22 protein-coding genes and 3 pseudogenes are annotated in these 25,013 nt (G+C 35.0%); 23 read left to right on the top strand and 2 right to left on the bottom strand.

Annotated elements, in window-relative coordinates; translation table 11 throughout:
* Positions 1 to 161: 161 nt before the first annotated feature.
* The 22 genes and pseudogenes from secA (at position 162) to OPR29_RS04645 (ending at position 19,124) form a co-directional block, all read left to right on the top strand.
* Positions 162 to 2,813 (top strand): preprotein translocase subunit SecA, encoded by a 2,652-nt coding sequence (secA, locus tag OPR29_RS04755; protein WP_264376958.1) that lies wholly within the window; start codon positions 162 to 164, stop codon positions 2,811 to 2,813.
* Between the two features lie 220 nt (positions 2,814 to 3,033).
* The gene (locus OPR29_RS04750) at positions 3,034 to 3,342 is read left to right on the top strand and encodes an IS4/Tn5 family transposase DNA-binding protein (protein WP_038227401.1); all 309 of its coding nucleotides are present in this window, start codon (positions 3,034 to 3,036) and stop codon (positions 3,340 to 3,342) included.
* A 15-nt stretch (positions 3,343 to 3,357) separates the two neighbouring features.
* Positions 3,358 to 3,776: pseudogene (gene tnpA, locus OPR29_RS04745) on the top strand (IS200/IS605 family transposase).
* A 130-nt stretch (positions 3,777 to 3,906) separates the two neighbouring features.
* Positions 3,907 to 5,739: a phage terminase large subunit family protein gene (locus OPR29_RS04740; protein ID WP_265025149.1), complete on the top strand. Its 1,833-nt coding sequence runs from the start codon at positions 3,907 to 3,909 to the stop codon at positions 5,737 to 5,739.
* Between the two features lies 1 nt (position 5,740).
* Positions 5,741 to 5,974, top strand: coding sequence for a gpW family head-tail joining protein (locus OPR29_RS04735; protein WP_213863749.1), 234 nt, complete (start codon positions 5,741 to 5,743; stop codon positions 5,972 to 5,974).
* Positions 5,975 to 6,013: 39 nt separating this feature from the next.
* Positions 6,014 to 6,301, top strand: a complete 288-nt coding sequence (locus OPR29_RS04730; protein WP_007302904.1) for a hypothetical protein — start codon at positions 6,014 to 6,016, stop codon at positions 6,299 to 6,301.
* Positions 6,302 to 6,394: 93 nt separating this feature from the next.
* Complete coding sequence (locus OPR29_RS04725; RefSeq protein ID WP_237350101.1) at positions 6,395 to 6,592, top strand: type II toxin-antitoxin system RelE family toxin; 198 nt, start codon at positions 6,395 to 6,397, stop codon at positions 6,590 to 6,592.
* A gap of 128 nt (positions 6,593 to 6,720) precedes the next feature.
* Entirely contained in the window at positions 6,721 to 8,124 is a 1,404-nt protein-coding gene (locus OPR29_RS04720) for a phage portal protein (RefSeq protein WP_265025148.1), read from the top strand.
* A 165-nt stretch (positions 8,125 to 8,289) separates the two neighbouring features.
* A pseudogene (locus OPR29_RS04710) lies at positions 8,290 to 9,443 on the top strand (IS3 family transposase).
* Between the two features lie 80 nt (positions 9,444 to 9,523).
* Positions 9,524 to 10,435, top strand: a pseudogene (locus OPR29_RS04705) (S49 family peptidase); the annotation flags it as partial.
* Between the two features lie 142 nt (positions 10,436 to 10,577).
* On the top strand, positions 10,578 to 10,949 hold the full coding sequence (locus OPR29_RS04700) for a head decoration protein (RefSeq protein ID WP_141457362.1): 372 nt from the start codon (positions 10,578 to 10,580) through the stop codon (positions 10,947 to 10,949).
* A gap of 4 nt (positions 10,950 to 10,953) precedes the next feature.
* Complete coding sequence (locus OPR29_RS04695) at positions 10,954 to 11,958, top strand: major capsid protein (RefSeq protein ID WP_141457112.1); 1,005 nt, start codon at positions 10,954 to 10,956, stop codon at positions 11,956 to 11,958.
* A 124-nt stretch (positions 11,959 to 12,082) separates the two neighbouring features.
* Positions 12,083 to 12,388, top strand: a complete 306-nt coding sequence (locus OPR29_RS04690; RefSeq protein ID WP_141457114.1) for a head-tail joining protein — start codon at positions 12,083 to 12,085, stop codon at positions 12,386 to 12,388.
* Between the two features lie 498 nt (positions 12,389 to 12,886).
* Complete coding sequence (gene ltrA / locus OPR29_RS04685) at positions 12,887 to 14,200, top strand: group II intron reverse transcriptase/maturase (RefSeq protein WP_264337348.1); 1,314 nt, start codon at positions 12,887 to 12,889, stop codon at positions 14,198 to 14,200.
* Positions 14,201 to 14,318: 118 nt separating this feature from the next.
* Complete coding sequence (locus OPR29_RS04680; RefSeq protein ID WP_141457118.1) at positions 14,319 to 14,816, top strand: phage tail protein; 498 nt, start codon at positions 14,319 to 14,321, stop codon at positions 14,814 to 14,816.
* Positions 14,813 to 15,286, top strand: a complete 474-nt coding sequence (locus tag OPR29_RS04675) for a hypothetical protein (RefSeq protein ID WP_264377716.1) — start codon at positions 14,813 to 14,815, stop codon at positions 15,284 to 15,286. Before OPR29_RS04680 ends, OPR29_RS04675 begins: the two co-directional genes overlap by 4 nt.
* On the top strand, positions 15,273 to 15,737 hold the full coding sequence (locus OPR29_RS04670; RefSeq protein WP_264377717.1) for a phage baseplate assembly protein V: 465 nt from the start codon (positions 15,273 to 15,275) through the stop codon (positions 15,735 to 15,737). Before OPR29_RS04675 ends, OPR29_RS04670 begins: the two co-directional genes overlap by 14 nt.
* Before the next feature lie 3 nt (positions 15,738 to 15,740).
* On the top strand, positions 15,741 to 15,995 hold the full coding sequence (locus OPR29_RS04665) for a PAAR domain-containing protein (RefSeq protein ID WP_015587734.1): 255 nt from the start codon (positions 15,741 to 15,743) through the stop codon (positions 15,993 to 15,995).
* Positions 15,992 to 16,327 (top strand): GPW/gp25 family protein, encoded by a 336-nt coding sequence (locus tag OPR29_RS04660; protein ID WP_264685003.1) that lies wholly within the window; start codon positions 15,992 to 15,994, stop codon positions 16,325 to 16,327. The genes OPR29_RS04665 and OPR29_RS04660 overlap by 4 nt, the downstream gene beginning before the upstream one ends.
* 2 nt (positions 16,328 to 16,329) lie before the next feature.
* Entirely contained in the window at positions 16,330 to 17,130 is an 801-nt protein-coding gene (locus OPR29_RS04655) for a baseplate assembly protein (RefSeq protein WP_264685004.1), read from the top strand.
* A complete protein-coding gene (locus tag OPR29_RS04650) occupies positions 17,130 to 18,290 on the top strand; it encodes a phage tail protein (RefSeq protein WP_265025147.1) in 1,161 nt (386 codons plus the stop codon). The genes OPR29_RS04655 and OPR29_RS04650 overlap by 1 nt, the downstream gene beginning before the upstream one ends.
* Before the next feature lie 168 nt (positions 18,291 to 18,458).
* Positions 18,459 to 19,124, top strand: a complete 666-nt coding sequence (locus tag OPR29_RS04645; RefSeq protein ID WP_265025146.1) for an ankyrin repeat domain-containing protein — start codon at positions 18,459 to 18,461, stop codon at positions 19,122 to 19,124.
* On the opposite strand, the gene OPR29_RS04640 is transcribed toward OPR29_RS04645, so the two are convergent.
* Positions 19,089 to 19,958: an ankyrin repeat domain-containing protein gene (locus tag OPR29_RS04640; RefSeq protein ID WP_265025145.1), complete on the bottom strand. Its 870-nt coding sequence runs from the start codon at positions 19,956 to 19,958 to the stop codon at positions 19,089 to 19,091. The two genes, OPR29_RS04645 and OPR29_RS04640, sit on opposite strands and share 36 nt — an antisense overlap.
* 148 nt (positions 19,959 to 20,106) lie before the next feature.
* Entirely contained in the window at positions 20,107 to 21,546 is a 1,440-nt protein-coding gene (locus OPR29_RS04635; protein WP_265025144.1) for a hypothetical protein, read from the bottom strand.
* Between the two features lie 1,087 nt (positions 21,547 to 22,633).
* Here OPR29_RS04635 and OPR29_RS04630 point away from each other — a divergent pair.
* Positions 22,634 to 24,952, top strand: a complete 2,319-nt coding sequence (locus OPR29_RS04630) for a hypothetical protein (protein WP_265025143.1) — start codon at positions 22,634 to 22,636, stop codon at positions 24,950 to 24,952.
* Positions 24,953 to 25,013: the final 61 nt, after the last annotated feature.

Genomic DNA, 25,013 nt, shown 5'->3' with positions numbered 1-25,013 from the left:
TTAATTATTAATTATAATATTTAATAAAATAAATAGACTCTTTTACATTTCATCTGCAAGGATCTTTTCCTTAGTTTGTAAATAAAGATTTTCTGAATCTAATTGCCGCAGGTTACGTTTAGTAATATAATCTCATATTAAATAAAACTTTACCTAAGTTTATGCCAGACTCTACGTTAGTTTTAACAACTATTCTTATATTCTTCATCTTTACGTTGTCACTTTTTTTTATAAAAAGGATATTTGGATCAACGAACAAGAAGATAATAAAATCCTTCAGAAAAATTGCTCAGCAGATTAATGCGCTAGAGCAAGAAATGCAGAGCTTATCTGATGAGGATCTTGCTAGTAAAACTGCGGAATTAAAACAAGAACTGAAAAATGGAAAAACACTAAATGACCTTCTCGTACCTGCATTTGCGGTTGTACGAGAAGCATCACGAAGATTCCTTAACATGAGGCATTTCGACGTTCAGCTAATTGGTGGCATGGTTCTCCATAATGGCATGATATCAGAAATGAAAACAGGAGAAGGAAAGACACTCGTCGCAACTTTAGCTGCATATCTAAATTCTTTAGAAGGAAAAGGTGTGCACATCGTAACTGTTAACGACTATCTTGCAAAACGAGATACAGAGTGGATGAGTAAATTATATAATTCTCTTGGAGTTTCTGTTGCATTTATTACAAATAATTTGACAGACGACGAGAGAAAAAAGGCTTATAGCGCAGATATCGTATACTCAACAAATAATGAACTTGCCTTTGATTATCTACGAGATAATATGAAATTTTCTCAAGAAGATATGGTTCAGAGAGGCTTCAATTACGCGATAGTAGACGAAGTAGACTCTATACTGATTGATGAAGCGCGTACTCCGCTCATTATTTCTGGCCCACTTGAGGAAAATAATCAGATATATAAGCATATCAATAAAATAGTAATCAAATTAGTTGATTCTGACTATGAAGTCGATGAAAAGAGTAGAGCAGTGTTCCTCACTGAAAATGGCATTTCACGAGTGGAGGAATTACTAAAATCGTATAACATCATTCCTGAAAATTCCTCGCTCTATGATACTAGCAATATTATACTGACTCATTATATAGATCAAGCACTTCGTGCACATAAGCTGTTTACTGCTGATAAAGATTATATAGTGAAAAACGGTAAGGTGGTAATTATTGATGAGTTTACTGGGCGCATGATGGAAGGTAGGAGATATTCTGATGGTCTTCACCAGGCATTGGAGGCAAAGGAGAATCTTGAAATTCAGCATGAAAGTCAAACTTTAGCATCAGTCACATTTCAGAACTACTTTCGTATGTACAACAAACTTTCTGGTATGACAGGAACAGCAGTAACAGAGGCAGAGGAGTTTCATGATATATATAGATTAAATGTAGTAAAAATTCCAACTAATGTGTCTGTTAAAAGAATAGATGTTGACGATGAAATTTATGGCACAGAAAAAGAAAAATTTAGTGCTGTATTGAAGTTCATAGAAGAATGCCACAAACGCCTACAACCAGTCCTTGTTGGTACGGTAAGTATTGAAAACTCTGAAAAACTTTCTGCGCTTTTGCAAAGCTATTCTCTTAAGCATTCAGTACTAAATGCTCGTTATCATGAACAAGAAGCGTACATAATAGCGCAAGCTGGAATACCAGGCAGCATTACTATAGCAACAAACATGGCAGGACGTGGAACTGATATTCAGCTTGGTGGAAATGTTGAAATGATTGCAAAAATAGAGCTCGAGAAAATAAAAAATGCTGATGAAAGAGAAAAAAAATATCAAGAAATAGTCGAAAGAGTAAAAAAAGATAAGGAAATTGCTATAAAAGCTGGTGGCTTATGTGTTATCGGAACCGAAAGGCATGAAAGCAGGAGAATAGATGATCAACTGCGTGGCCGTTCTGGTCGTCAGGGTGACCCTGGACTTTCTAAGTTCTTTCTATCACTTGAAGATGATTTAATGAGAATATTTGGCTCTGATAGAATGAGGAATTTTTTACAAAAAGTGGGACTAAAGAACAATGAAGCTATTCATCACCCATGGATTAATAAAGCACTTGAGAAAGCACAGAAGAAAGTTGAAGTTAGAAATTATGATGTGCGGAAGTCTTTGCTAAAGTTTGATGATGTAATTAACAATCAACGTAAGGTTATTTTTAAGCAGAGAAATCATATTTTAAACAATGAAATCAATGATTTAGTTGAAGTATATAGTGAAGTAAATGAGGATATAATAGAAGGTATAGTACAAAGTGGTTATTACGAAGATTATGTTGAAGATATTGCAAAAGAATTCCACATAAGATACGGGATAACGCTTAATCTAGCAGAGTTTTTGAATAAACAAGAAGCCTTGGATTATATAAATGACAAAATACAAGAATTTTTTACTGAGAAAGAAAAATATTTCAATAGTCAACAAACTACAGATTTGTGGAATACGATAGTGAAACAAGTGATGATCATGACACTTGATCATTTATGGAGGGAGCACCTTTCGGTCTTAGAGAGCCTAAGACAAAGCATAAATTTGCGTGCCATGGGGCAAAAAGACCCACTGAATGAATTTAAACGCGAAGCTTTCTTAATGTTTGAGTCGATGCTTGAAAAGTGGAGGGAGCTTACCATTCACCGCCTAGCGCACTTTAAGTTGCTAGACAATCAAGAAATAGGCAATAGGTCACGCTCTACTAAAAATAGCAGACTTCCAAAAGTTTCAAGAAATGACAAGTGCCCTTGTAACTCTGGAAAAAAATACAAACACTGTCACGGTGCAGTTGCCGTAGTGAATTAGTTGTTGCAAGCACATTATAGCTGCTATAGCTAACCGAAGTCAGATCTGCTCGAGCACTCTGAAAGACAAAATCAATAGCCGAATTAATATTGGGCCAAAAGGTTTGTAGAGACTTTCTTATGGCGTGCTTGATCAGAACTTCTCAATCGGATTCAAATCTCACTTTTACCCACAAATAAAAAAGTGAGTAAAATGGATACCAAATAAATTTGGGATTAAAATGAGTGAAGTAAGTACAAATGTGCAATATACTGATGGCTTAGGGGATAAATGGCTGGAAAGAGAGTTAAAACACGTTAATTTAGGAGATACAAGACTTAATAAGAGACTTATTAAAACAGGCTATTGTATAGAGGGTAAGGTGTCTGGATCAATTAATCAAAGCTGTAGTGGATGGAAAGAAGCTAAGGGTGCATACAGATTATTTAGCAATGAAAAGCTTAAGGATAAGGATAATTTATTGTCCCAAATTTGGGAGAAAAACCCTGGACTTGAAGTCCATCCTTTTAAGAATATAATTTTAAGGTGAAAAATCTGAAAGAATGTGGAATATTATAGAAAAAGCAGTCACTCTGTATATATATCACATAGTGTGGATAACAAAATATCGATATCCAGTACTAGTTGGAGATATTGGACAGAAAGCTAAAGAAGTTGTACAAGAAGTATGTGCAAATAATCAAGTAGAAATTATCAGAGGTAGAGTTGCGTCAAGTCATGTACACGTATACGTTTCTGTACCCCCATACTTAAGTATTAGTAAGTTAGTGCAGTTAATAAAAGGAAAAAGTTCCAGAAAAATCCAGCAAAACTTTCCAGAGCTAAAAAAGAGATATTGGGTTGTGGGCAGTAGGCTACTTTGTCAGGACTAGCGGAAATGTAACTGACGAAATGATAAAAAATTATATTGAAAATCACTCTAAAAAAGAAGATAAATTTGGTGACTTTCAAGTCGAAAGTTAGCATTCTATGCTCTCTCTCAATCTTTGGATTTTAATCCATAGTGGTTGAATGAACTCGAAAGTGAGAAAACAAGTAGTCCTAATTTAAGTGATGTTGAAGTATCATCTAATGATGGTGAAGAGCTAGCAATATGATATACGCCACATCATTTTCTGAAGGTTTAAGACCAGATCCAGAGCTTAAAGTATCAGAGTGGGCAAATGAGTATCGAGTTCTAGCACCAACTGCAGCATCAGAGCCAGGGAAATGGAGAACAGAAAGAACTCCTTATTTAAAAGAAATAATGGATTCACTTTCTCCTTCTTCACCTGCAGAAAAAGTAGTATTCATGAAAGGAGCGCAGATTGGGGGAACAGAAGCTGGTAACAATTGGATAGGCTATATCATCGATCAAACACCAGGGCCAATGCTAGTAGTACAGCCAACAGTTGAAATGGGAAAACGTTGGTCAAAAGGAAGATTTGCGCCACTGATTGAAAGTACACCATGTTTAAAAAGTAAAGTAAAAGACCCAAGATCAAGAGATTCAGGGAATACTGTACAAAGTAAGGAATTTCCAGGTGGAATTGTAGTAATAACAGGTGCAAATAGCAGTGTAGGACTTCGCTCTATGCCAGTAAAATACCTCTTTCTTGATGAAATAGATGCATATCCAGGAGACTCAGGAGGAGAAGGAGATCCAGTACTGCTCAGCATAGCTCGTACCAATACATTTGCACGGCGAAAGATCTTTTTAGTATCAACGCCAACGATTCATGGAATAAGCAGAATTGAGAAGGAATTTGAAGCTACAGACAAGAGATATTTTTTTGTACCATGTCCGCATTGTAATTATTACCAAATTTTAAAGTGGTCACAAATAAAATGGGAAGATAAAAATCCAAATACAGCACACTATATGTGTATAGAATGTGGTGAAAAGATAGAAAATCATCAAAAGACAGAGATGCTAGACCGTGGAGAATGGAGAGCTACAGGGGCAAAAGAAGGGGAGAAAAAAGGATTTCATCTTTCAAGTCTTTATAGTCCAGTAGGCTGGTATAGTTGGCAACAAGCAGTAGAGGACTTTCTCCATGCAAAGGAAAGCGAACAATTACTGAAGGTTTGGATAAATACTACGCTTGGAGAAACCTGGGTAGATAAAGGAGAAGTACCAGATTGGAAGCAATTATTTAACAGGAGAGAATTTTTTCCCGTAGGCACAGTACCAAAAGGTGAAGTGGTTCTCACAGCAGGAGTAGATGTCCAAAAAGATCGGTTAGAAGTAGAAGTTGTAGCATGGGGAAAAAGCCGTGAAAGTTGGTCAATAGACTACCGAGTATTTGAAGGAGATACAGGAGGAGGAGAAGTATGGGGAAAGCTTTCGGAGCTCCTCAATCATCATTTTATCGGTGAAAATGGGCTTGAATATATGATAAGCATGATGGCGGTAGATGCTGGATATGCAACGCAAGAAGTATACAACTGGGTAAGAGGTCATCAAGGATCTGGAAGAGTAATGGCAGTCAAAGGTGTAAATAAAGCCCTAGTGCCACTGAGCAGCCCAAGTAGAGTAGATATAACAGTTGGTGGTCAAAAGCTAAAGAGAGGAATAAAGCTCTGGCCAGTAGGAGTATCGATATTAAAGTCAGAGCTTTTTCAATTACTTAATGTTTTAAAAAACGGGGAAAAAGAAAAAGTGCCAGCAGGATATTGTCATTTTCCTGAGTATGCACCTGAATATTTTAAGCAACTAACGGCAGAGCAATTAGTCAGCAAAGTAGTAAAAGGATACACTAAACAAGAGTGGCAGAAGGTAAGAGAAAGAAATGAAGTACTAGATTGCCGAATTTACGCAAGAGCAGCATCGATAGCACTGGGAGTAGACAGATGGCCAGAGAGTAAATGGAATAGTTTAAGTGGAAAAATGGAAAGCAAAAAGCCTAAAAAAGTGAGGCAAAGTAAATGGTTGAATGAGAAGTAAAATGTACAATCAAGAATATTTAAGTCAAGTCGAAGAAGCGATAAAGAAGCTGCAAAACGGAGAGCGAGTAGTATCAATTGCATATGGTGACCATGTTGTGAGATATGCTGAAGTTCAGATAAATGACCTGCTAAGCTTAAGACAACGTATTAAAGCTGAACTGAAAGTTGCAGGTGTGAGACCGAAGAGAAGAATTGTGATTGCGACAAGTAAGGGGATTGACAAAATTGTGTAAAAATGTTATAGTTTAAAATTGGTATTTTCTAGTTAAAATATGGATCAAAGTCAAGAAAGGCTTAATGTTAATGTAAATTTTGAGGGGGAATTTGCTCACTACCTTATAGAAATGGCAAAAGTTCAAAATAGAACTATAGGAGAAGTTGTAAAGGACCTAGTGGAAGAAGAAATTGAAGCAAGCAAATTATCTGAAGAAGATGATGAAATAGATGAAGTAGATATAAAGTTGGCTAAGCTTTCTCTTGAGCGTGATGCTAGAGGTGATGAAGAAATTAGAAGTGAGGATGTAGATTGGAATAGAATATTATCTGCAAAAACAGTCTAAAGGTGGAGATACAAGCTGGGATACGATATTATCTATTCAAAAAGAGTTCTTGAGGAGGACTTTCTTGCATTACCACAAACGATAAGATCTAGAGTGAGAAGAGCTGTAGATAGTCGTCTTGCAACCAACCCTAAAGCAATAGGTAAAGCATTATCGCATGAATTCAAAGGGTATTTTAGGATACGAGTAAGTGATTATCGTGTAATTTATAGGATAAATTACTCAAAACACACAGTAACTATTACTGCAATGGGACATCGGAAGGACATTTATGAACGCAGCCCAGAATAAGCGTTGGTATTTGTGCAAGAGCCTCATGCATAATTTATAAAGTGTTAACAGCCAGACTCTCCAGCAGCTTGCTGTAATTTTTTAATGTCAAATTGCGCAACAAACTGCTGCATAATCAAAGAGGCAAAATGCTATTAAAATCGTTCAAACAACTATTTAGTAAGCCAAAGATAAAAGGCTCAGCGTGGGATGCAGCAGACTCAGGAAGAAGATTTTTTCACTTTCAACCAGAGTTAGGAAGTATAAACAATTTGCTGTCTCAAAGCCTTGAAACTTTACGTAGTAGATCACGTGATATGGTGAGAAAAAATCCTTACGCTGCAAATATAATTGATACGATAGTAAGTAACTCTATTGGAACAGGAATAAAACCACAATCAAAAGATGGAGAATTTCGAAAGAAGGTGCAAGAATTATGGCTAAGATGGACAGATGAAGCAGATAGCTGTGGAATAAGTGATTTTTATGGATTACAAGCTCTAGTATGCAGAAGTATGATAGAGGGAGGAGAATGTTTTGTAAGATTAAGAACAAGAAAACGAGAAGATGGTCTTTGTGTGCCGTTGCAATTGCAAGTACTTGAGTCTGAACATTTAGACAATAAAACAAATAAAACTTTAGCAAATGGTAACATAATCCGTAATGGCATTGAATTTAACCGACTTGGTCAAAGAGAAGCATATTACTTATTTAGAGAGCACCCAGGTGAAGGTTTGTTTGGTGAATCAGTGAGAGTACCAGCAAATGATGTTTTACATATTTATAGACCATTAAGACCTGGACAAATTAGAGGGGAACCATGGCTTTCTAACGTGCTTTTAAAACTTTACGAACTTGACCAATATGATGATGCAGAATTAGTACGAAAAAAGACTGCTGCAATGTTTGCGGGATTCATTACGAGACTCGATCCTGAAGCAAATATCATGGGAGAAGGTGAAAGTAATGAGCAAGGAGTAGCACTATCTGGCCTAGAACCTGGTACTATGCAACTACTTGATCCAGGTGAGGATATAAAGTTTTCAGAGCCATCTGATGTTGGAGGAAGTTATGAAGCATTCATGAGACAGCAACTGAGAGCTATTGCAATAGGCACAGGAATAACATATGAGCAACTAACAGGAGATTTAACAGGTGTTAATTATTCATCTATTCGTGCAGGGTTAATAGAGTTCAGAAGAAGATGCTCAATGTTGCAGCATAATATTATGGTATATCAGTTTTGCAGACCTATATGGAATAGATGGCTAGAGCTTGCTCTTTTATCTGGAAAACTTTCTACAACAGATGATCAAACGCTGAAAGAAGTAAAATGGGTACCACAAGGGTTTGATTGGGTTGATCCTTTAAAAGACCAACAAGCACAGCAAATGGCAGTAAGAAATGGCTTCAAGAGTCGCTCAGAAGTTGTTTCAGAATTGGGTTACGATGTTGAAGAAATTGATCAAGAGATTGCCGAAGATCAAAAGCGAGCTGATTCTTTTGGACTTTGTTTCGATTCTGACATTAATCATAAAAGGGAAGGAAGGTGATGTGGATAAATAAACCAGTAATGGTAGAGAGAAGAAGCTTTGAACTATTATCATTATATAATAGCAAACAACCTATCTTTAAGAACTGACCTTACCCATAAAAAGTAGACAGAAAGTTAAGACGTTTTTGAAGTAAAATAAAACGTTTTTTCAAAGAGGTGTGGTATGACAAAAAGAAAAGAATATACAGCAGAATTCAAAATTGAAGCTATAAGACTAGTAAAAGAAACAGGTCAATCATCAGCAAAAATAGCAAGAGATTTGGGTATTAGCAGTGATTCATTAAGCAGATGGGTAAAAACATACAATGATAGAATGTCTGGAGTAGATGCGTTTCCAGGAAAAGGGAAAGTAGCTCATTGTGACAAAGAAAAGTTTGATTTAAAGAAAGAGCTGGCAAGAGTAACGAGGGAAAGAGACATTTTAAAAAAAGCCCTGGGATATTTTGCAAACCAAAAAGAGTAAAATATTCTTTTATAAAAGAGCATGAAAACTGCTGTAAAATAAGAGAGCTATGCAGGTTTTTGAACGTATCTGCTTGTGGTTATTATAAATGGATTTCTAAGGAAAAAAGTAATAAAAAATCAACAAGAGAAGAGCTCATAAAAGATATTCAAAAGATATATCAAGCGTCACAATGCAGATACGGAGCTCCCAAAATCCACGCTGAATTAAAGGTTTTAGGTAAAAATTATAACATCAAAACAGTGCAAAATGTTATGCAGGAAAATGGCATTCAAGCCCAACTTAGACGAAGGTTTAAGACTAAGAAACTTCAAACAGACAATAGAGTTATAACTCCTAACATATTGGATCAGAATTTCACCACTGATCAGCCAAACAAGATATGGGTAACTGATATTACACACATAAACACCAACGAAGGATGGCTATATTTGACAGCAATAATAGATTTATATTCACGCATGGTAGTTGGTTGGTCAATGAGTAATTCAATAAATAAGCAATTAGTTATAGATGCTTTATTGATGGCTGTTGATAGGCGCAAACCCGTTAAAAATCTACTATTTCATAGCGATCAAGGATCGCAATACACCTCTAAAAATTATCAATTTTTACTAAGTACAAAAAATATTACTTCTAGTATGAGTCACAAAGGTTGTTGTTATGATAATGCTGTTTCAGAGAGCTTTTTTAGTTCACTTAAGAGAGAGTTACTCATTGATACTTCACAACACTCTGCACAACAAGCTAAAACCGCAATATTTGAATATATAGAAATTTTTTATAATAAACAGCGTAGACATTCTACTATTAACTATTGCATTCCTGAAAAATTTGATTCATCATTTTCATGAAAAAAACGTCTTAACTACCTGTCTACTTTTTCTGGGTAAGGTCAAACTTAAAGCATTTTCATATAAACCCAAAAGGAATAGCAGTAATACGTATTTATGGAGTGTTGACAAAAAAAACAGAAGCTTTTGATCATATTTTAGATATGACTTCGTATGAAAATATTCATGAAGAGATAGAGAGCGCTTTAGAAGATAAAAGCATAGAGACGATTCTACTTGACATAGATAGTCCAGGTGGAGAAGTAAATGGAGTGTTTGATCTAGCTGATTTTATCTACGGTGTAAGAGGAAAAAAGAGGATAATAGCGATAGCAAATGATGATGCGTACTCTGCTGCATATGCTATAGCTTCAAGCGCTGAAAAGGTTTTTGTGTGTAGAACCTCTGGTGTTGGAAGTATAGGTGTTATTGCAAGTCACATTGACCAAAGCGGTTTTGATGAAAAGCAAGGTATTAAGTACACCACAATCTTTGCTGGTAGTCGAAAGAATGATTTAAACCCACATGAGCCAATGACGTCTGAAAGTCTGGAAAGCTTACAAAAAGAAGTAGACCGACTATATGAAATGTTTGTGCAGCTAATAGCAAGAAACAGAGGTCTTTCAATTGAAAAGATTCGATCAACAGAAGCAGGTCTATATTTTGGCGAGAAAGCAGTAGAAATAGGTCTTGCAGATGGAGTTACAACATTTTTTGAATTTATTAACAAAGGAGAAAATACTATGAATAAACAAACTACAACTGACCTAGAAACTGATAATTTAACTAAGTATCGTACTGAAGTTGTTGAATTAATACGTTTATGTAACTTATCACGAATGCCAGAGAAAATAGGAGAATTTATTGAGCAGGGCGTAAGTGTTGAGCAAGCAAGGGAGGTTTTAATGGAATTACTTGCAGAGAGAACGAAGAAGACAGAGATACTGAGTGCAATACCACAGAATTCGCAGGAAGATTTGATGACACAGGTAGCGAAAAGTCGGTGCATTTAAATTTTATAACCGCCATATATAGTGCTCTGCGGTAAATAAGTGTCCAAAATGCGCCATAATGGCTAATTATAAGGTAATAACCGCAGTGTATAGCAGTTATAAACACGGTGGTAAAAAAAATAAAAAAAGGAGAGAAAAAGACATGATAAGTATAACTGAAGGAAATAATTTAGGCGATCTTCTGAAATATGAAGTGTCCAACCTATATTCAAGAGACCAAATAACAGTAGCTAAAGGTCAAAATCTTAAGCTTGGTGCAGTAGTTGCCAAAAAGACGGAAGATGGTTTTATTAGAGTACTTAATCCTGCTGGAACAGATGGCACACAGACAGCAATAGGTGTTATTGCAAGTGATGTAAATGCAAAAGAAAACTCAAAAGCAGTGATAATTACACGAATAGCTTTACTTGCTGATAACGCTGTTGTATGGCCAGCAAATATAACTGAAGAGCAAAAAGCAGCAGCAATAAAACAACTAGAAACACGTGGTATTATTATTCGTAAAGGAGCGTAACATAATGCAAAATCCATTTTCAAATACAGCATTCAGTATGACAGCTTTAACTGGTGCTATTAACATATTGCCGAGTAATTTTGGTAGAACTGAAAGTTTAAAGTTATTTCCAGGCAAGTCAGTAAGGTTTCGTCATATTACTATAGAAGAGCAAAACGGTGTATTAAGTTTATTGCCAACGCAAGTTCCAGGAGCACCAGCAACAGTAGGAAAAAGAGGAAAAAGAAGAGTAAGAACGTTTACAATACCACATATTCCTCATGATGATGTAGTTTTACCTGAAGAAGTTCAAGGAATCCGTGCTTTTGGCTCAGAAAACGAACTTGTAGCGCTTGCTGACGTTATCACTGATCACTTGCAAACAATGAGAAATAAACATTCAATCACGCTAGAACATCTGCGTATGGGAGCTTTAAAGGGAATAATTTTAGATGCAGATGGGTCTGAATTACTTAACCTGTACACAGAGTTTGGAATTACAGCAAAAACAGTAAACTTTGCTCTTGGCACAGCAACGACAGATGTAAAGCGAAAGTGCATGGAAGTACTAAGGCATATTGAAGATAATTTAAGTGGCGAGTATATGGAAAGAGTACATGCTCTGGTAAGTCCTGAATTTTTTGATGCATTAACCTCTCACCAAAAAGTAAAAGAAGCATATGAAAGATGGCAAGAAGGAGCAGCACTTCGAAATGATATGAGATCAGGATTTACGTTCTGTGGAATTACATTTGAGGAATATAGAGGGCAAGCAACTGATCCTGAAGGAACCGTAAGAAGATTTATTGAGAAAGATACAGGGCACTGTTTTCCACTAGGAACAGCAAGCACATTTACAACATATTTTGCACCAGCAGATTTTAATGAAACAGTAAATACTCTTGGACAGCCACTATATGCAAAACAAGAACCAAGGAGATTTGATAGAGGAACTGATTTACATACGCAGTCGAATCCATTGCCAATGTGCCACCGTCCGTCCGTTTTGGTAAAAATAGTAACAACATAGTAGAGCCCTCACGTAGAAAACTCTACTTATGGTTTTAATATGTGTTGAGTATGCTAAAAAAATATAAGGATGCAATATATTTTTAGAAGCCTTTAGAAGTGAATTTGAATGAATAGAAAATGGTATGCAGGAAAATGTAAAGAGGTTATTGAAAGATTGTCTTATCCATTTAGGGGAGATAGCTTTATATGAGTCAAAGGATAAGTCATATATGGTACAAGTATTAAAGCAACAGCCAGATAAATTATACGAGATTGGTGAAGGACAATTTGTGGAAGAAACTTTAGCGTTAGAAGTAAGTGCGTTTGATGTGTTAAGGCCAATAGTAGGAGATGTTTTTGTTATAGGTGATCGAAGATATAAAGTACACTCACCGCCACTTAGAGACAAGTCTGGAATAACGTGGAAAATAAAAGCGTCTGGGGTGTAAAATGTGTGCGCCAAGAAGTGCGTAAGGAACAGTTGGTGAAAATCCAACACGGGTAAAGCTTAGCCAGCAACCTGGAACAAACCATTATGCTGCGTAAGGTAACGAGCGTAGTAAAGCTAATGGAATGGACAACATAGGGTGCAACGAAAGTGAAGGTATTGAGTCCCGTAATTCACGCGTCATGGGGGCCGACACTTTACATTTGGTGGAAGGCAACATGGGTAATAACGCTAAGGAAAGATATTACTCACCCCATCGGGATCGAAGGCCGCGTCATGTGTTGAGATGGACCTTACGTGAACTTGGGAGATCCTTTGTATTCCTGTAAGGGTACTCTGGAACAAGTCAATAAAGGCAAGGACTGGAGGAAGATGCAAAGGAAGTCGGACTAACTGATAGTACTCGGAGTGTGGGAAAGCCACATACAAGGGGAAGCGGTTAGCAATATAGTGACTGGTATAGGGATTGCTATACCAATACAACAGAGATTGGAGGAGTATGCAAGGAAAACTAAACCAGATAGCAGTAAGGGCTAAGCAAGATAAGCGAGTAAAATTTACATCGCTAGTTCATTTGATTAATGAAGAGAATCTTGCAGAGTGTTACAAGGAACTAAAACGCAACAAGGCTTGCGGTATAGATCGTGTGACAGTGGAAGCTTATGGAGAAAATCTAGAAGAGAAACTTAGAACGCTAGTGGATAGTATGAAGAGAAAGCAATACCGACCGCAACCAGTGAAAAGGGTATACATACCCAAAATTGGAAGCAAGGAAAAACGCGGTCTCGGAATACCATCAACAGAAGAAAAGTTGGTACAGGTAATGCTAAAGAAGATATTAGAAAATATTTATGAAGCAAACTTTATGGACAGCTCGTATGGATTTCGACCAGGAAGAAATTGTCATCAGGCGATAAACGCTCTAGATAAAGCAGTTATGCACAAACCAATTAACTATATTGTAGAAGTGGATATCAAGAAGTTCTTTGATAATGTTCAACATAAATGGCTAATGAATTGTCTAAGGGAACGAATAGCTGACCCAAATTTATTGTGGTTAATAAAACGATTTCTAAAGGCAGGAATAGTCGAAGTTGGATGTTACAAAGCAACCGATCAAGGCACACCACAAGGTGGTATAGTAAGCCCTGTATTAGCTAATATATACTTACACTATGTGCTGGACTTATGGTTTGAAAAGAAATTTAAGCCAAAAGCCAGAGGATATATACAGCTAATAAGGTTTTGCGACGATTTTGTAGTTGGCTGCGAGAGGGAAGAAGACGCAAAAGAATTTCTAGAATTACTGAAACAAAGACTAAGTAAATTTGGATTGGAAATAGCTGAAAATAAAACAAAAATAGTAAAGTTTGGTAAGAAAGAATGGTATCAAGCAGAAAGAGAGAAACGTAGGACGGCTAGCTTCAACTTTCTAGGATTTACACATTATTGTGGAAAAAGTCGTAATGGTAAACTTATGATGAAGCAGAAAACTTCAAAAATAAGCCTAGCTAGAAAGATTAAAGAAATCAAAGAGTGGTTGAAGATGGTACGAAGTCGTATCTGTCTCAAAGATTGGTGGCAGAAACTTAAAGCCAAACTAACAGGACACTATAGCTACTTCGGAGTTAGCGGAAATTATCGGTGTTTGATTCAATTCAATCGACTGGCAACAAAGTTAGCATTTAAGTGGATAAACCGACGTAGTCAAAAGAAAAGTATCGATTGGGAACAATTTATACACTATTTAAAAGTAAATCCATTACCAAAACCAAAGGTATATGTTTCTTTATACACAGGAGCACTAGTGTGAACGCTGTATTGTGGAGCCGTGTGCGGGAAATCCGCAAGCACGGTTCTTTTGGGGAGACTATGGTTATGAGACCAAATCGCTGATTTCAAGGTCATAAGTCTCTACCAGACCTGTTCATATAGAAGTTGAGGTAATAGAAAATGTAAATGCTAAAAGAAGAAAAGTAGAATTAGCAACGGTAAAGGCATTAAACAAAACGGCACTATGGTTAAAAGCGCAAGCAGCTAAGGAAATCAGTGAGGAAAAGCAGATAAAATTAAGTTTGATAAGAAAGAGATTAAGAATTTTTAAGGCAAAAACTAGCAGATTAGACGTGTTAATTAGAGCAAATTTGTATGATATTAGAGTATCAGCAATGGGCAAGATGAGACAAACAAAAAGAGGTACAAAAATAGGAAAACATGAGTTTATAGGAGCGTTTACTGCAACAATGCCAAGAGGAAATAGTGGTGTTTTTAGGCGTGAAGGAAGAAAAGCTTTGCCAATACAAGAGGTAAAATTAGGACTGGAGCCAGAAGCATCAAAAATAATAAAGGAGCTAGTTAATTATGAGTTTGAAAGGATGTTTGGAAAGTTCTTTGAACGTGAATTGAACTATATTACAAGAAATGTATGAATTTTAAAGATTTGCATAATGCAATCTGCACTACGCTGAAGAGAGAAATATCATCGATACAGACATGCGAAGTATATCCAGCAATAAGAAAAGAATTAGTAGCACCAGCGGTTTTTGTGGAGCTTAGCGGATTTGAAAAGGGACATGATCCTGGAACAGAAGAGTTAGCACTAAAAGTAAGATTTGAGGCAAGGATTGTAGTTGATGGAACAGTCGAGTATTCCTCGTTAGTTGTAAGGTCATTAGCAGCAGAAGTAGCAAGAGTAGTAAATAAAAATACTTGGAATGTGGAAAATGTTTCACCTGCTGAATTTATCTCTGCGGAAGTTGACGGATTTAGGCCAGAGCTAGATGCTTATCTTGTGTGGCTAGTTGAATGGGTTCATGAGGTACACTCGGGTAAATCAGTATGGTCAACTGGCATAATGCCACATGTTATTGAGATAGGTGAAGTGCATGTTAGACCATAGTTTTGCAATTTCAGAGCTGAATAGGAAGCTAGCAAACGTTATTCGTATAGGAATTGTAAAAGAAATAGATTATGAAAAAGCAAAAGTAAGAGTGAAAATAGGCGAATTTTTAACAGATTATTTACCGTGGATAACAAGTAAAGCAGGAAAAGATAGAGATTGGTCTCCACCAGATATCGGTGAACAGGTTATGATATTTTCTCCTCTTGGCGAATTATCGTTAGGAGTGGTGTTAGGAGGGATATACCAGGAAAAATACCCTGCATCAGAGAATAAAAAAGAGGTGAGTAGCTTAACATTTCAAGATGGAACAAAGTTATCATACGATAAAGATAAACATCATTTAGAGATTGAAGTAGTAGATAAAATAACACTGAAAGCTGGAGAATCGAGTATAGAAATGACAAAAGAAAGAATAAAACTTAAGGGAAGGAGAATAGATCTAAACTAGCATATGGGTAAAGCAATCGTTTGTGTAGGGGATAATTGTACAGGAATACCGGTTCATGTTTGTATGAGTGGAAGTGAAGACGTATTTGTAAATAGTAGATCTGTGTGTCGTAGGGGTGATATCTTGACTATAGGGGAGACACTAACGCAAGGGTCAAACAGCGTATTTGTGAACGGTATGGGAGTAACAAGAACAGGAGACTTGGTATCGTGTAGTTTTAAAGTGATAGGTGTTAGCAAAAATGTATTTGCAGAATGAGAGGCATGAATGCTAGCACGGGAAAGGAATTGGAAGGAATAGAACATTTAAAACAATCAATTACTGATATTTTAACCACTCCTATTGGATCACGTATTATGAGAAGAGAGTATGGTTCTCGATTATTTGAATTAGTAGATAAGCCAATAAATAGAGATTTAACACTTGAGATATATGCAGCAACAGCAGAAGCTTTGGAAAAATGGGAAAAGAGATTTAAGTTAGAAAAAGTAAAAGTTGAAGGAGTAAAAGAAGGGAGAGTAACATTGAATTTAGAAGGTGTCTATCTTTCAGAAGGTAAGTTCATAAATATTAATGGAGTAGTTGTTTAAAAATGCAGCAGCCAAATATTATCGAACCACTGAACTTTGAAGAGATTTTTTCTCGGATGAAGGAAGAGTTAGTAAATAGAGATGAAACCTTTTCAGCATTAGTAGAAAGTGATCCAGCGATAAAGATTCTGGAGGTAGCAGCATGGAGGGAATTGTTACTAAGACAAAGAATAAATGAAGCAGTAAAGAGCAATTTACTAAAATTTGCAACGGGAGAAGATCTTGATAATTTAGCTGAGTTTTATGGAGTGGAGAGGCAGAAAGAAGAAGAGGACGAACGATTTAGAAAAAGAATCAAAGCAAAAATAAAGGGGTGGTCAACAGGAGGAAGTAAGGAATATTATAAATATCATGCACTGTCAGCAGATAGTAGAGTAAAAGATGCACTAGTAGAATCACCTATACCAGGAAAAGTACAAATTTCAATCTTATCAACACAAACTGGCATAGCGTTAGAAGAGCTACTTGAAATTGTAAGAAAGCAAGTTACTAGAGATGATATAAGGATACTAACAGATACGATAACAGTAATTGGTTGCAATATTATAGAAATAGATATTCACAGCAGAATGAGCATAAGTCCTGTAATATCAGAGGAAGAAATAAAAAAACAATTTATCGAAAAGTTCGAAGCAAACAAAAGACTAGGATGGAATGTGACCAGATCTTGGATAATAGCAAACCTATTTGTAGAGGGTGTAGAGAATGTAGAATTAATCGAACCAAAAAAAGATGTTGTTGTAGCAGGCAATGAGTGTGCTAAGTTAGAAAATTTGAGAATTGAACTGGTGAGGAAAAACTGATGCTGCTTCCACAAAACTCAACAAAACAAGAGCGTGAAATAGTTGAAGCAATAGATTACAAAGTAGATTCGAGCTGCATAAAAGGGTTCAAGTTCAACTTAGAGAAAGAAATATTACCATGGTTAATTGAGGAATACGGATTAGAAGAGATTCTCTCATGGGTAAAAGATAAAAAGAAAACAATCAAAGAAGGAATAGAGTTTCAAAGAGTTAGAGGAACGCTCGCATCATTAAAAATAGCTCTAAAATGGGCCAATATAGATGAGATTACAATTATTGAAGAACCGCCTGGAAAACATTTTTTTGAGCTGCAAATTGGAATAAAGGATGTGCCAAATGACTTTTTTGTGGATGCAGTAGTAGAACTTGCAAAACTATCATTACCAGCAAGATCAAGGCTAATGAGGATTTTCAATGATCACTATAACGTTGATAGGTTTATTTTAGATGAAAGTTTATTCGGCAGCTTATTGTCAGACTATTCAGGTAGAAAAGTTGAAAAAGATGGACCAGTATTATCGTTTGGAAGAGTAAATTTTTTCAGGTCTAGTGGTCCAGTTATTAGGATTATAGAAAACTATCTACGCGATCATTATGAACGAGCTTTAAGCAATGATATATATCGCCTAGATGTAGCAATCCTTGGAGAAACCGAGCCTCACACAAGGGATTATAAAGGCATCTATGAAAGAGATCATTTGTGGTACAACTTAAAAGCACTATATCCATTACCACAGAGTTTATTACCATCGATTAAATTTGCAAAAGCGCAGATAGTATTATCAGACAGTTGGGATTTAGGAGACATAAATACGTGCTTTCCAGTTAGTAGCGTAGAAGAAAGAGGAAATAAATTTGTATTGGGAAGCGATAAACTTTCAGGGCAGCATTGGAGTTTAAAACACAAGCCAATTTTAGAAAGGTTTAGCGTTACTCACCACTACAAAATAGAAAACTATACAGATCAGAAGATTACAAAATATGGTTTAGCAGAACACAATATTAAGTATGAAAACGATTTAGATTCAGACCAAAAAGATTCGATACATGAATTAGAAAATTACATTTTAGTATTTTACCCAGGAGTACTGAAGTGGCACGAACATAGACATTTGCACAGAAGTTGGAAAAATAGTCAAGTAATATGTCTAATAAGTTAAGTACTTATATTTAGATTCTCATATATTATATTAATATAAGGTTAAAGTGTATGAAATAAAAAGAAAAGGACTTGCTTTCTCATGCTAAAAAGGACATGACTTGAATAGCAGCAGGTAAATATAAGAAATTTGTCTGGCGCTAGAAAAGCTAATTTTGTGAGGTATGAAATGAGTTTTAGCAAGAGTAAGTTTTTTAAAGAAGTATCAAGTAACGATATTAATAAAAGAAATGAAGAAGGAGAGACGATATTGCACCAAGCAGTAGAAATCTCTGATTACAAAACAGTGAGATTATTAATAAAAAAAGGGGCAGAGGTAAATGCAAGAGATAAAAATGGTTATACACCACTACACTGTGCAGTATTTGCGAAAAGCTTAGAAAATGTAAAAGTGCTGCTAAGGGAAGGAGCAGAAGTAAATGCCACTCAATATGTCACTGGATGTACGCAACTCCACTCTGCATGCAAAATAGGAGGAGTTGAAATAATAAAAGAGCTAGTAAAAGCAGGAGCTGAAGTTAATCAACTGAATAAGTATGGTGCAACACCAATGTATTACATCTGGGAAAGTGAAAAGTATCGTCTATGTGATAGCAAAGAAAGTGAAAGGGCGAGTAAATTTCTGAGAGAAAAAGGAGGAATAACAAAAAGTAGAGAACTGACCTGCTATGGAATAGAGAGGCTAGTAGGAGAAATAGCAGACATGTTGAATGGGAGCTATATGCCGGAGTTAAAAATAATAGAGATAGAAGAAATAAGGAAGAGAGACAAATCACTAATAAAGGAAGAATGTCAAAATTTAGCAAGCAAGATAAATTCCTTGCCTAATATTTAGCACTACTTTTAGGTCTGAATCTCTTTTATGCTTACTTAAAAACTCCTTTAAATTTTTAGTGCAGTCTGAATCGAGTACAAGTAAGTCATACAATTCCTTATTCAACTTTTTCTGTTTATCAGTTAAAAATAATTCTTCTATATTATAGCAGAGTTTATTAGTTGCTATTTGTTGTGGAGTTTTGCCCTTTCTACTTGTTATATTAGGTTTAGCTCCTTTCAAAAGAAGAGAGTTTGCATTATCGTGGTGACCTTTGGCAGCAGCAAGGTATAATGGTGTTTTTCCTTTATTATCTTGTATGTTAGGATCTGCGCCTGCTTCTAAGAGTAAATCTATAGCCTGATTTCCTGTGCGACGAAATCCACCAATGTTTGCTCCTGCAATTGCATGCAATACTGTTGATTGAGATTCTCCTCTTCTGAGGTTAAGAATTACTTTTAAATCTTTATTGTTTTTATTATCATGTAAGAATTCTTCAAGGGGCTCAGTATTATCAAATGAACCACAGTTAGAAGCTAAACATTTTAGAGCACTAAGTAACTTTTTGTTTAAATTTTTTTGACTTGGTGTAAGATCATGATCTAGAGCAAACCAAACACAAATCTGTTCACTTAATCCAAGTTTGCTATCTATCAAAGATGATGGTTCATTATAGTTTCTAACTGATGGTAAATCTCCTGAGTACCACATATCATTCATCAGTTCATTTAATAAATGCTCTTTAGATGATAGATGTTCTATAATTGATTCATATTCAAAATCAGATGGCTCTGGTTTGGATTTTGGTTTTAGTAGATTGATAATAGATTTTACTATCCCAGTAGACTCACCCATACTTATCCCTCTAAGCTAAGATATATGATACATTGTATGTGATATGTAACATTAAGTCAATAACCATAATCTTTTTACTACTTATGTCGTTTGTTAAGTTTTTATGGTGAGTAATATAAGATCTTTAGACAATCAAGCAGTTTAGCATTTACCCTACAGTACGGCTTGTTGTCTGTTTTGAATTTGTTACTATCTCACACCAACTATTTTTTTTCTTTTCATTAGATAAGGTAATTTTTTCAGAAGATTGACGTAGTGTTTCATGTTTTTCAAAATATCCTCGTTTAATCGCATCATGTACTGAATATCCACCAAGTAAGCAATTTTCTCCTATTTCTTCCTTATCTTTTAATTGATCAAGTTTCTTCTTGTCATCGTCACTTATCTTTACTTCAATTTTATTGTTGTCTTTATCACTAGAACGTAGATGAATACTAATCTTTCCTACTTCAGTAGTAAAAGACATTTCAATGCCACCTTCTAAAACGTCTGTATAATTTCTTTTTCCTCCTACATTTTCAACTCTTACTATACTCTTTCCAACATGAAATATATGATGTCTAAAACTTAAATCTTTCACTTTTGGATTATTTATAACTTTTGCAACCTCAACAGTGCTATCTTGCGAATATTTTACATAAAAATATCCATTATCCATTTCTACGTGTAAAGCTTTGCCTTGGGCACTACTGTTTATAATACCTTCATCTGCTACACTTTTTAGCTTGTTATCGATTTCTTCACATTCTGCAAAAATCTCATAACTGAACCCATAAGTTGCATACAATAACTTATCATCATAAAAGGAACTGCATTTTACTCTTCCACCTTTTAATAGTAAATTACTCATGATATTGCGTATAATACCTATATTTTTATCATCTGATACACCCTCGTAGGCAGGAATATCTCTTATTCCCTTAGAAACTAAACTTGTTATAGTCTCACTATCGTCTGATAAACTCTCATAAGGTGGTAATCCCTTATGCTGTCGTATTCTATCAGGGATATTTCTTATTTCCTTAAAAATTAAACTTGTTATAGTATACTTATCATCGTTATATTTTGAATTGAGTCTTATCCCTTTTTGCAAATATTTATTTGTTATGCACTCTATACGCTCTAAAGCAGTGTTTGTAAAATTTTCATGCTTATCCCTATAACCTTGATCATTTTTTGCTACTACATCTTTTAACTCTTTACGAAATTCATCAATTAGACTTCTCTCACTTTCAGTCAGTGGTAGATCTAGCTTAATTAAAGCAGAGTCTCTTGGACTAATAGGGTAATTTTTCCAATATAAATCAATATCATCAGTTTTACTCTGATACGACAATGTATGTTTTACACATGTGTCAACAGCCTCCCTAGTTTCATGTCTCTGATCAAGGTCATAACATTCCGAACGATTACTTATTCCTTGAACAAACAAACTATAATCATCTAAATCTGTTATGTCATCTTCAGGTGTTGGTTCCTCATTGCTATTACGCTCAATTTTTGAATGCCATGGCTCAGTATTTAATTCCTCTCCTAGCTTTTGTTCACTGATAGATTCTACAACATATTTTACTGACTCTGTATCCATACTACCTCCTAGCCTAGATATAGAATATATTATGTACAATATATAATATTGGTCAAGCTAATTTCAACACAATCTTTTTACTACTCATATTTTTGTTAAGTTTTTATGGTGAGTAACAATGGAGTATGTAGATAGGTTAAAAGTTGCTTATGACTGCAAATTTGAGCTAATTTTACTATAGATTAAAATAGTTAAGACCTATATTTGATATCACTATTATTAAGAGCGTGATGGATTATGCTTTAAAGGAGTACGGAAACTGCTGAAGTTTTTACAGCAAACCTGTATGGAGCAACTTCAGCAGAATAAACAAACACATGCCAGTATTAGTAGAGAATTATTTATAAGTCAACTAACTTTTTCAAAAAATATTTTAGTGAAGATACCATGCTAGCTAAAGAATTGAATTATTGACTCTTCCTAAGATTGCAAAAAAGGTCGTATATTTGTGAGAACAAGCCGCGTAAAAATAAGGTTATAAAAATAGAAGATTTAAATTATTTCAATAAGCTTAGGCAAAAAAGTTCGTATGTAGATATGGATGAAATGGGCTAATATAGCTGATTTTAGCGCACAGTGAAATTGCCATATAAAAAAGTTCGTACTGGTTATTTGGTAGACCATGCCATCCCAAAACGAACAATTCTCACCGCCCTTGGTTTTGGTTGCTGGAAGTGGTTGTGTTTTTTAAGTTTTTAGCAATATTTATTCCTAGATTAATAACAGATTTATCTAAGAATGAAGAAGAATTAAGGTAAATTTATAGCAAAGATATAATAAAATAAACATAATCTTGCTTGTCAGCGCTAGTTTCAACTTTAAAAACATAAGCCTAGTGACTCAATTAAAGCTTGCATTTCAAAAAACGTAAAACAAATTTATGGATTATTAATGTGATGCTAATAGGCTGTTAATAGAATAAAATTATCGGATTATACTGACTGCTAATTTGTAGCTATTATTGCGATCTCTTGAATATTATATCTAATACTCTGGACTCATACATTGAGTCATAAAATTTAACTTGCTTATTTTTGAATACCATCAATAATTAAGAAAGTGATAATGGAAGCAAGGAGTGTTTTTTATGTTAGGCAAAGAGCGTTCGAAACGATTACGAGATGCTAGAACTACCCCATCAGAACAAAGTAGTGGTTCAAGGAGTTCAGCCAAGGAAAGTCCTGAAGCTGGTTCTAGCTCTGGAAAACGGAGGCGTTGTGTTGACGTAGTATCGAAGAGGCTGCACAATGAGGAAACTAAATTTGCTAAAAGTGTGATTGGTAGAGATGGAATACCTGAATTTGATCAGTTCTTAGATTGTTTAATTAGAGAAAAAAGACTAGAAATTCTGAAAAGAAATGGAATAAACCCAGCTAATATGTCCAGTATTTTACATAGAACACGAGCTAATGCTGCAAAAGCTTTTAAAGAATTATATGACCTTTGGTTTGATGTAGAAGGAAATAAAACTCAATACTTAAAAACTCTAGAAGAAAAACGAATAAATCTATCTAGTGTCTCCAGTATTTTAAGTAAGGCAGGAGCTAATGCTGTAAAAGCTTTTAAAGAATTATACGATCTTTGGTTTGATACAGAAGGAAAAAAAACACGATACTTAATAAAACTAGAAGAAAGTGGAGTAGATCTAGTTCGTATGTCTAGTATTTTGCATGGAGCAGGAGCTAATGCTCCTAGAGCTTTTAAAGAATTATACGATCTTTGGTTTGATACAGAAGGAAAAAAAACACGATACTTAATAAAACTAGAAGAAAGTGGAGTAGATCTAGTTCGTATGTCTAGTATCTTAAGTGGAGTAGGAGCTAATGCTACAAAAGCTTTTAAAGAATTATATGACCTTTGGTTTGATGCAGAAGGAAATAAAACTCAATATTTAAAAACTCTAGAAAAAGAAAGAGTAAATCTATCTAATGTATCAAGTATTTTAGGTAAAGCAGGAGCTAATGCTGCAAAAGCTTTTAAAGAATTATATGACCTTTGGTTTGATCAGAACGGAAAAAGGACACGATACTTAATAAAACTAGAAGAAAGTGGAGTAGATCTAGTTCGTATGTCTAGTATCTTAAGTGGAGTAGGAGCTAATGCTACAAAAGCTTTTAAAGAATTATATGACCTTTGGTTTGATGCAGAAGGAAATAAAACTCAATATTTAAAAACTCTAGAAAAAGAAAGAGTAAATCTATCTAATGTATCAAGTATTTTAGGTAAAGCAGGAGCTAATGCTGCAAAAGCTTTTAAAGAATTATATGATCTTTGGTTTGATCAGAACGGAAAAAAGACACGATATTTAAAAACTCTAGAAAAAGAAGGAATAAATCTATCTAATATATCGAGTATTTTAGGTGGAGCGGGAGCTAATGCTGCAAAAGCTTTTAAAGAATTATATGACCTTTGGTTTGATGCAGAAGGAAATAAAACTCAATATTTAGAGCACTTTATTAAGAACAAAGATGGGAAAGAAGGTTTTACGTTACATAACTTATCTGGTATGTTAAGTAGAGCAGGAGTTAATGCTAAGGGTGCTTTTAAAAAATTGCATGATCTGTGTTTTAATGAAAAAGGGGAAAGAACAGAACTTTTAGATGATTTCTATAGGGAAGGTTTTAAGCCAAGCAACTTATCCTGTATGTTATGTGGATCAGGGGTTCATACTTCTTCTAATTTAAAAAAGTTGCATAGTGTTTGTTTTAATGAGAAAAGGGAAAAAACAAAGCTTTTAGATGATTTATATAAGGGAGGTTTTAGGCCATGTGATTTATGTAGTATACTGAGTGGATCAGCTGATAGTTTAAAAAAATTTCATAATTTTTGTTTTATAGGAGAGACAAAAAAGTATTTATACCATTTTTTAAATAAAGAAGGGGGTTTTACAGCAAGTAATTTATCTGGGATATTACACGGAGCAAAAGCTAATATTTGTTCTGCTTTAAAAAATTTTCATGATGTTTGTTTTGATGAGACGGGAAACGTAACACAGCTTTTAGATGATTTTTATAAGGAAGGTTTTAGGCCGGATTATCTATCAAATGTATTATCCATGGCAGGAAATAATGCCTCTTCTATTTTAAGAAATTTTCACACATCATGTTTTAAAGAAAATTATTTAAATCACTTCCTCACCGAGGAAAAACTTTTTACGCCGAAAAATTTATCAAATAAGATATTATATGGAGTAGGGATTAATGTTTGTCACATTTTTGAGAAGTTACATGATCTTTGTTTTGATAAGGCAGGAAATAAAACAGAATATTTAAACAATCTTATCAAAGATAATCGGCGTGAGGTATTTAGTATACTATATGAAAAAGTTAGAAGAGTTCCTTTTACTCCCTTGGATGATATATCGCTTCAACAACAGAATATTAGTGGAATAGGGAAAAGCAAATAAGAAGATGTCAATGATCTTGCGCGGTAGACCATGCCATCCCAAGAAAAACACTTCTCACCGA

Source organism: Wolbachia endosymbiont (group B) of Pammene fasciana (assembly GCF_947251495.1).
Taxonomy (GTDB): domain Bacteria; phylum Pseudomonadota; class Alphaproteobacteria; order Rickettsiales; family Anaplasmataceae; genus Wolbachia.
Note: the sequence above shows the minus strand (reverse complement) of the source record. Positions and strands in the feature narration are given on the sequence as shown.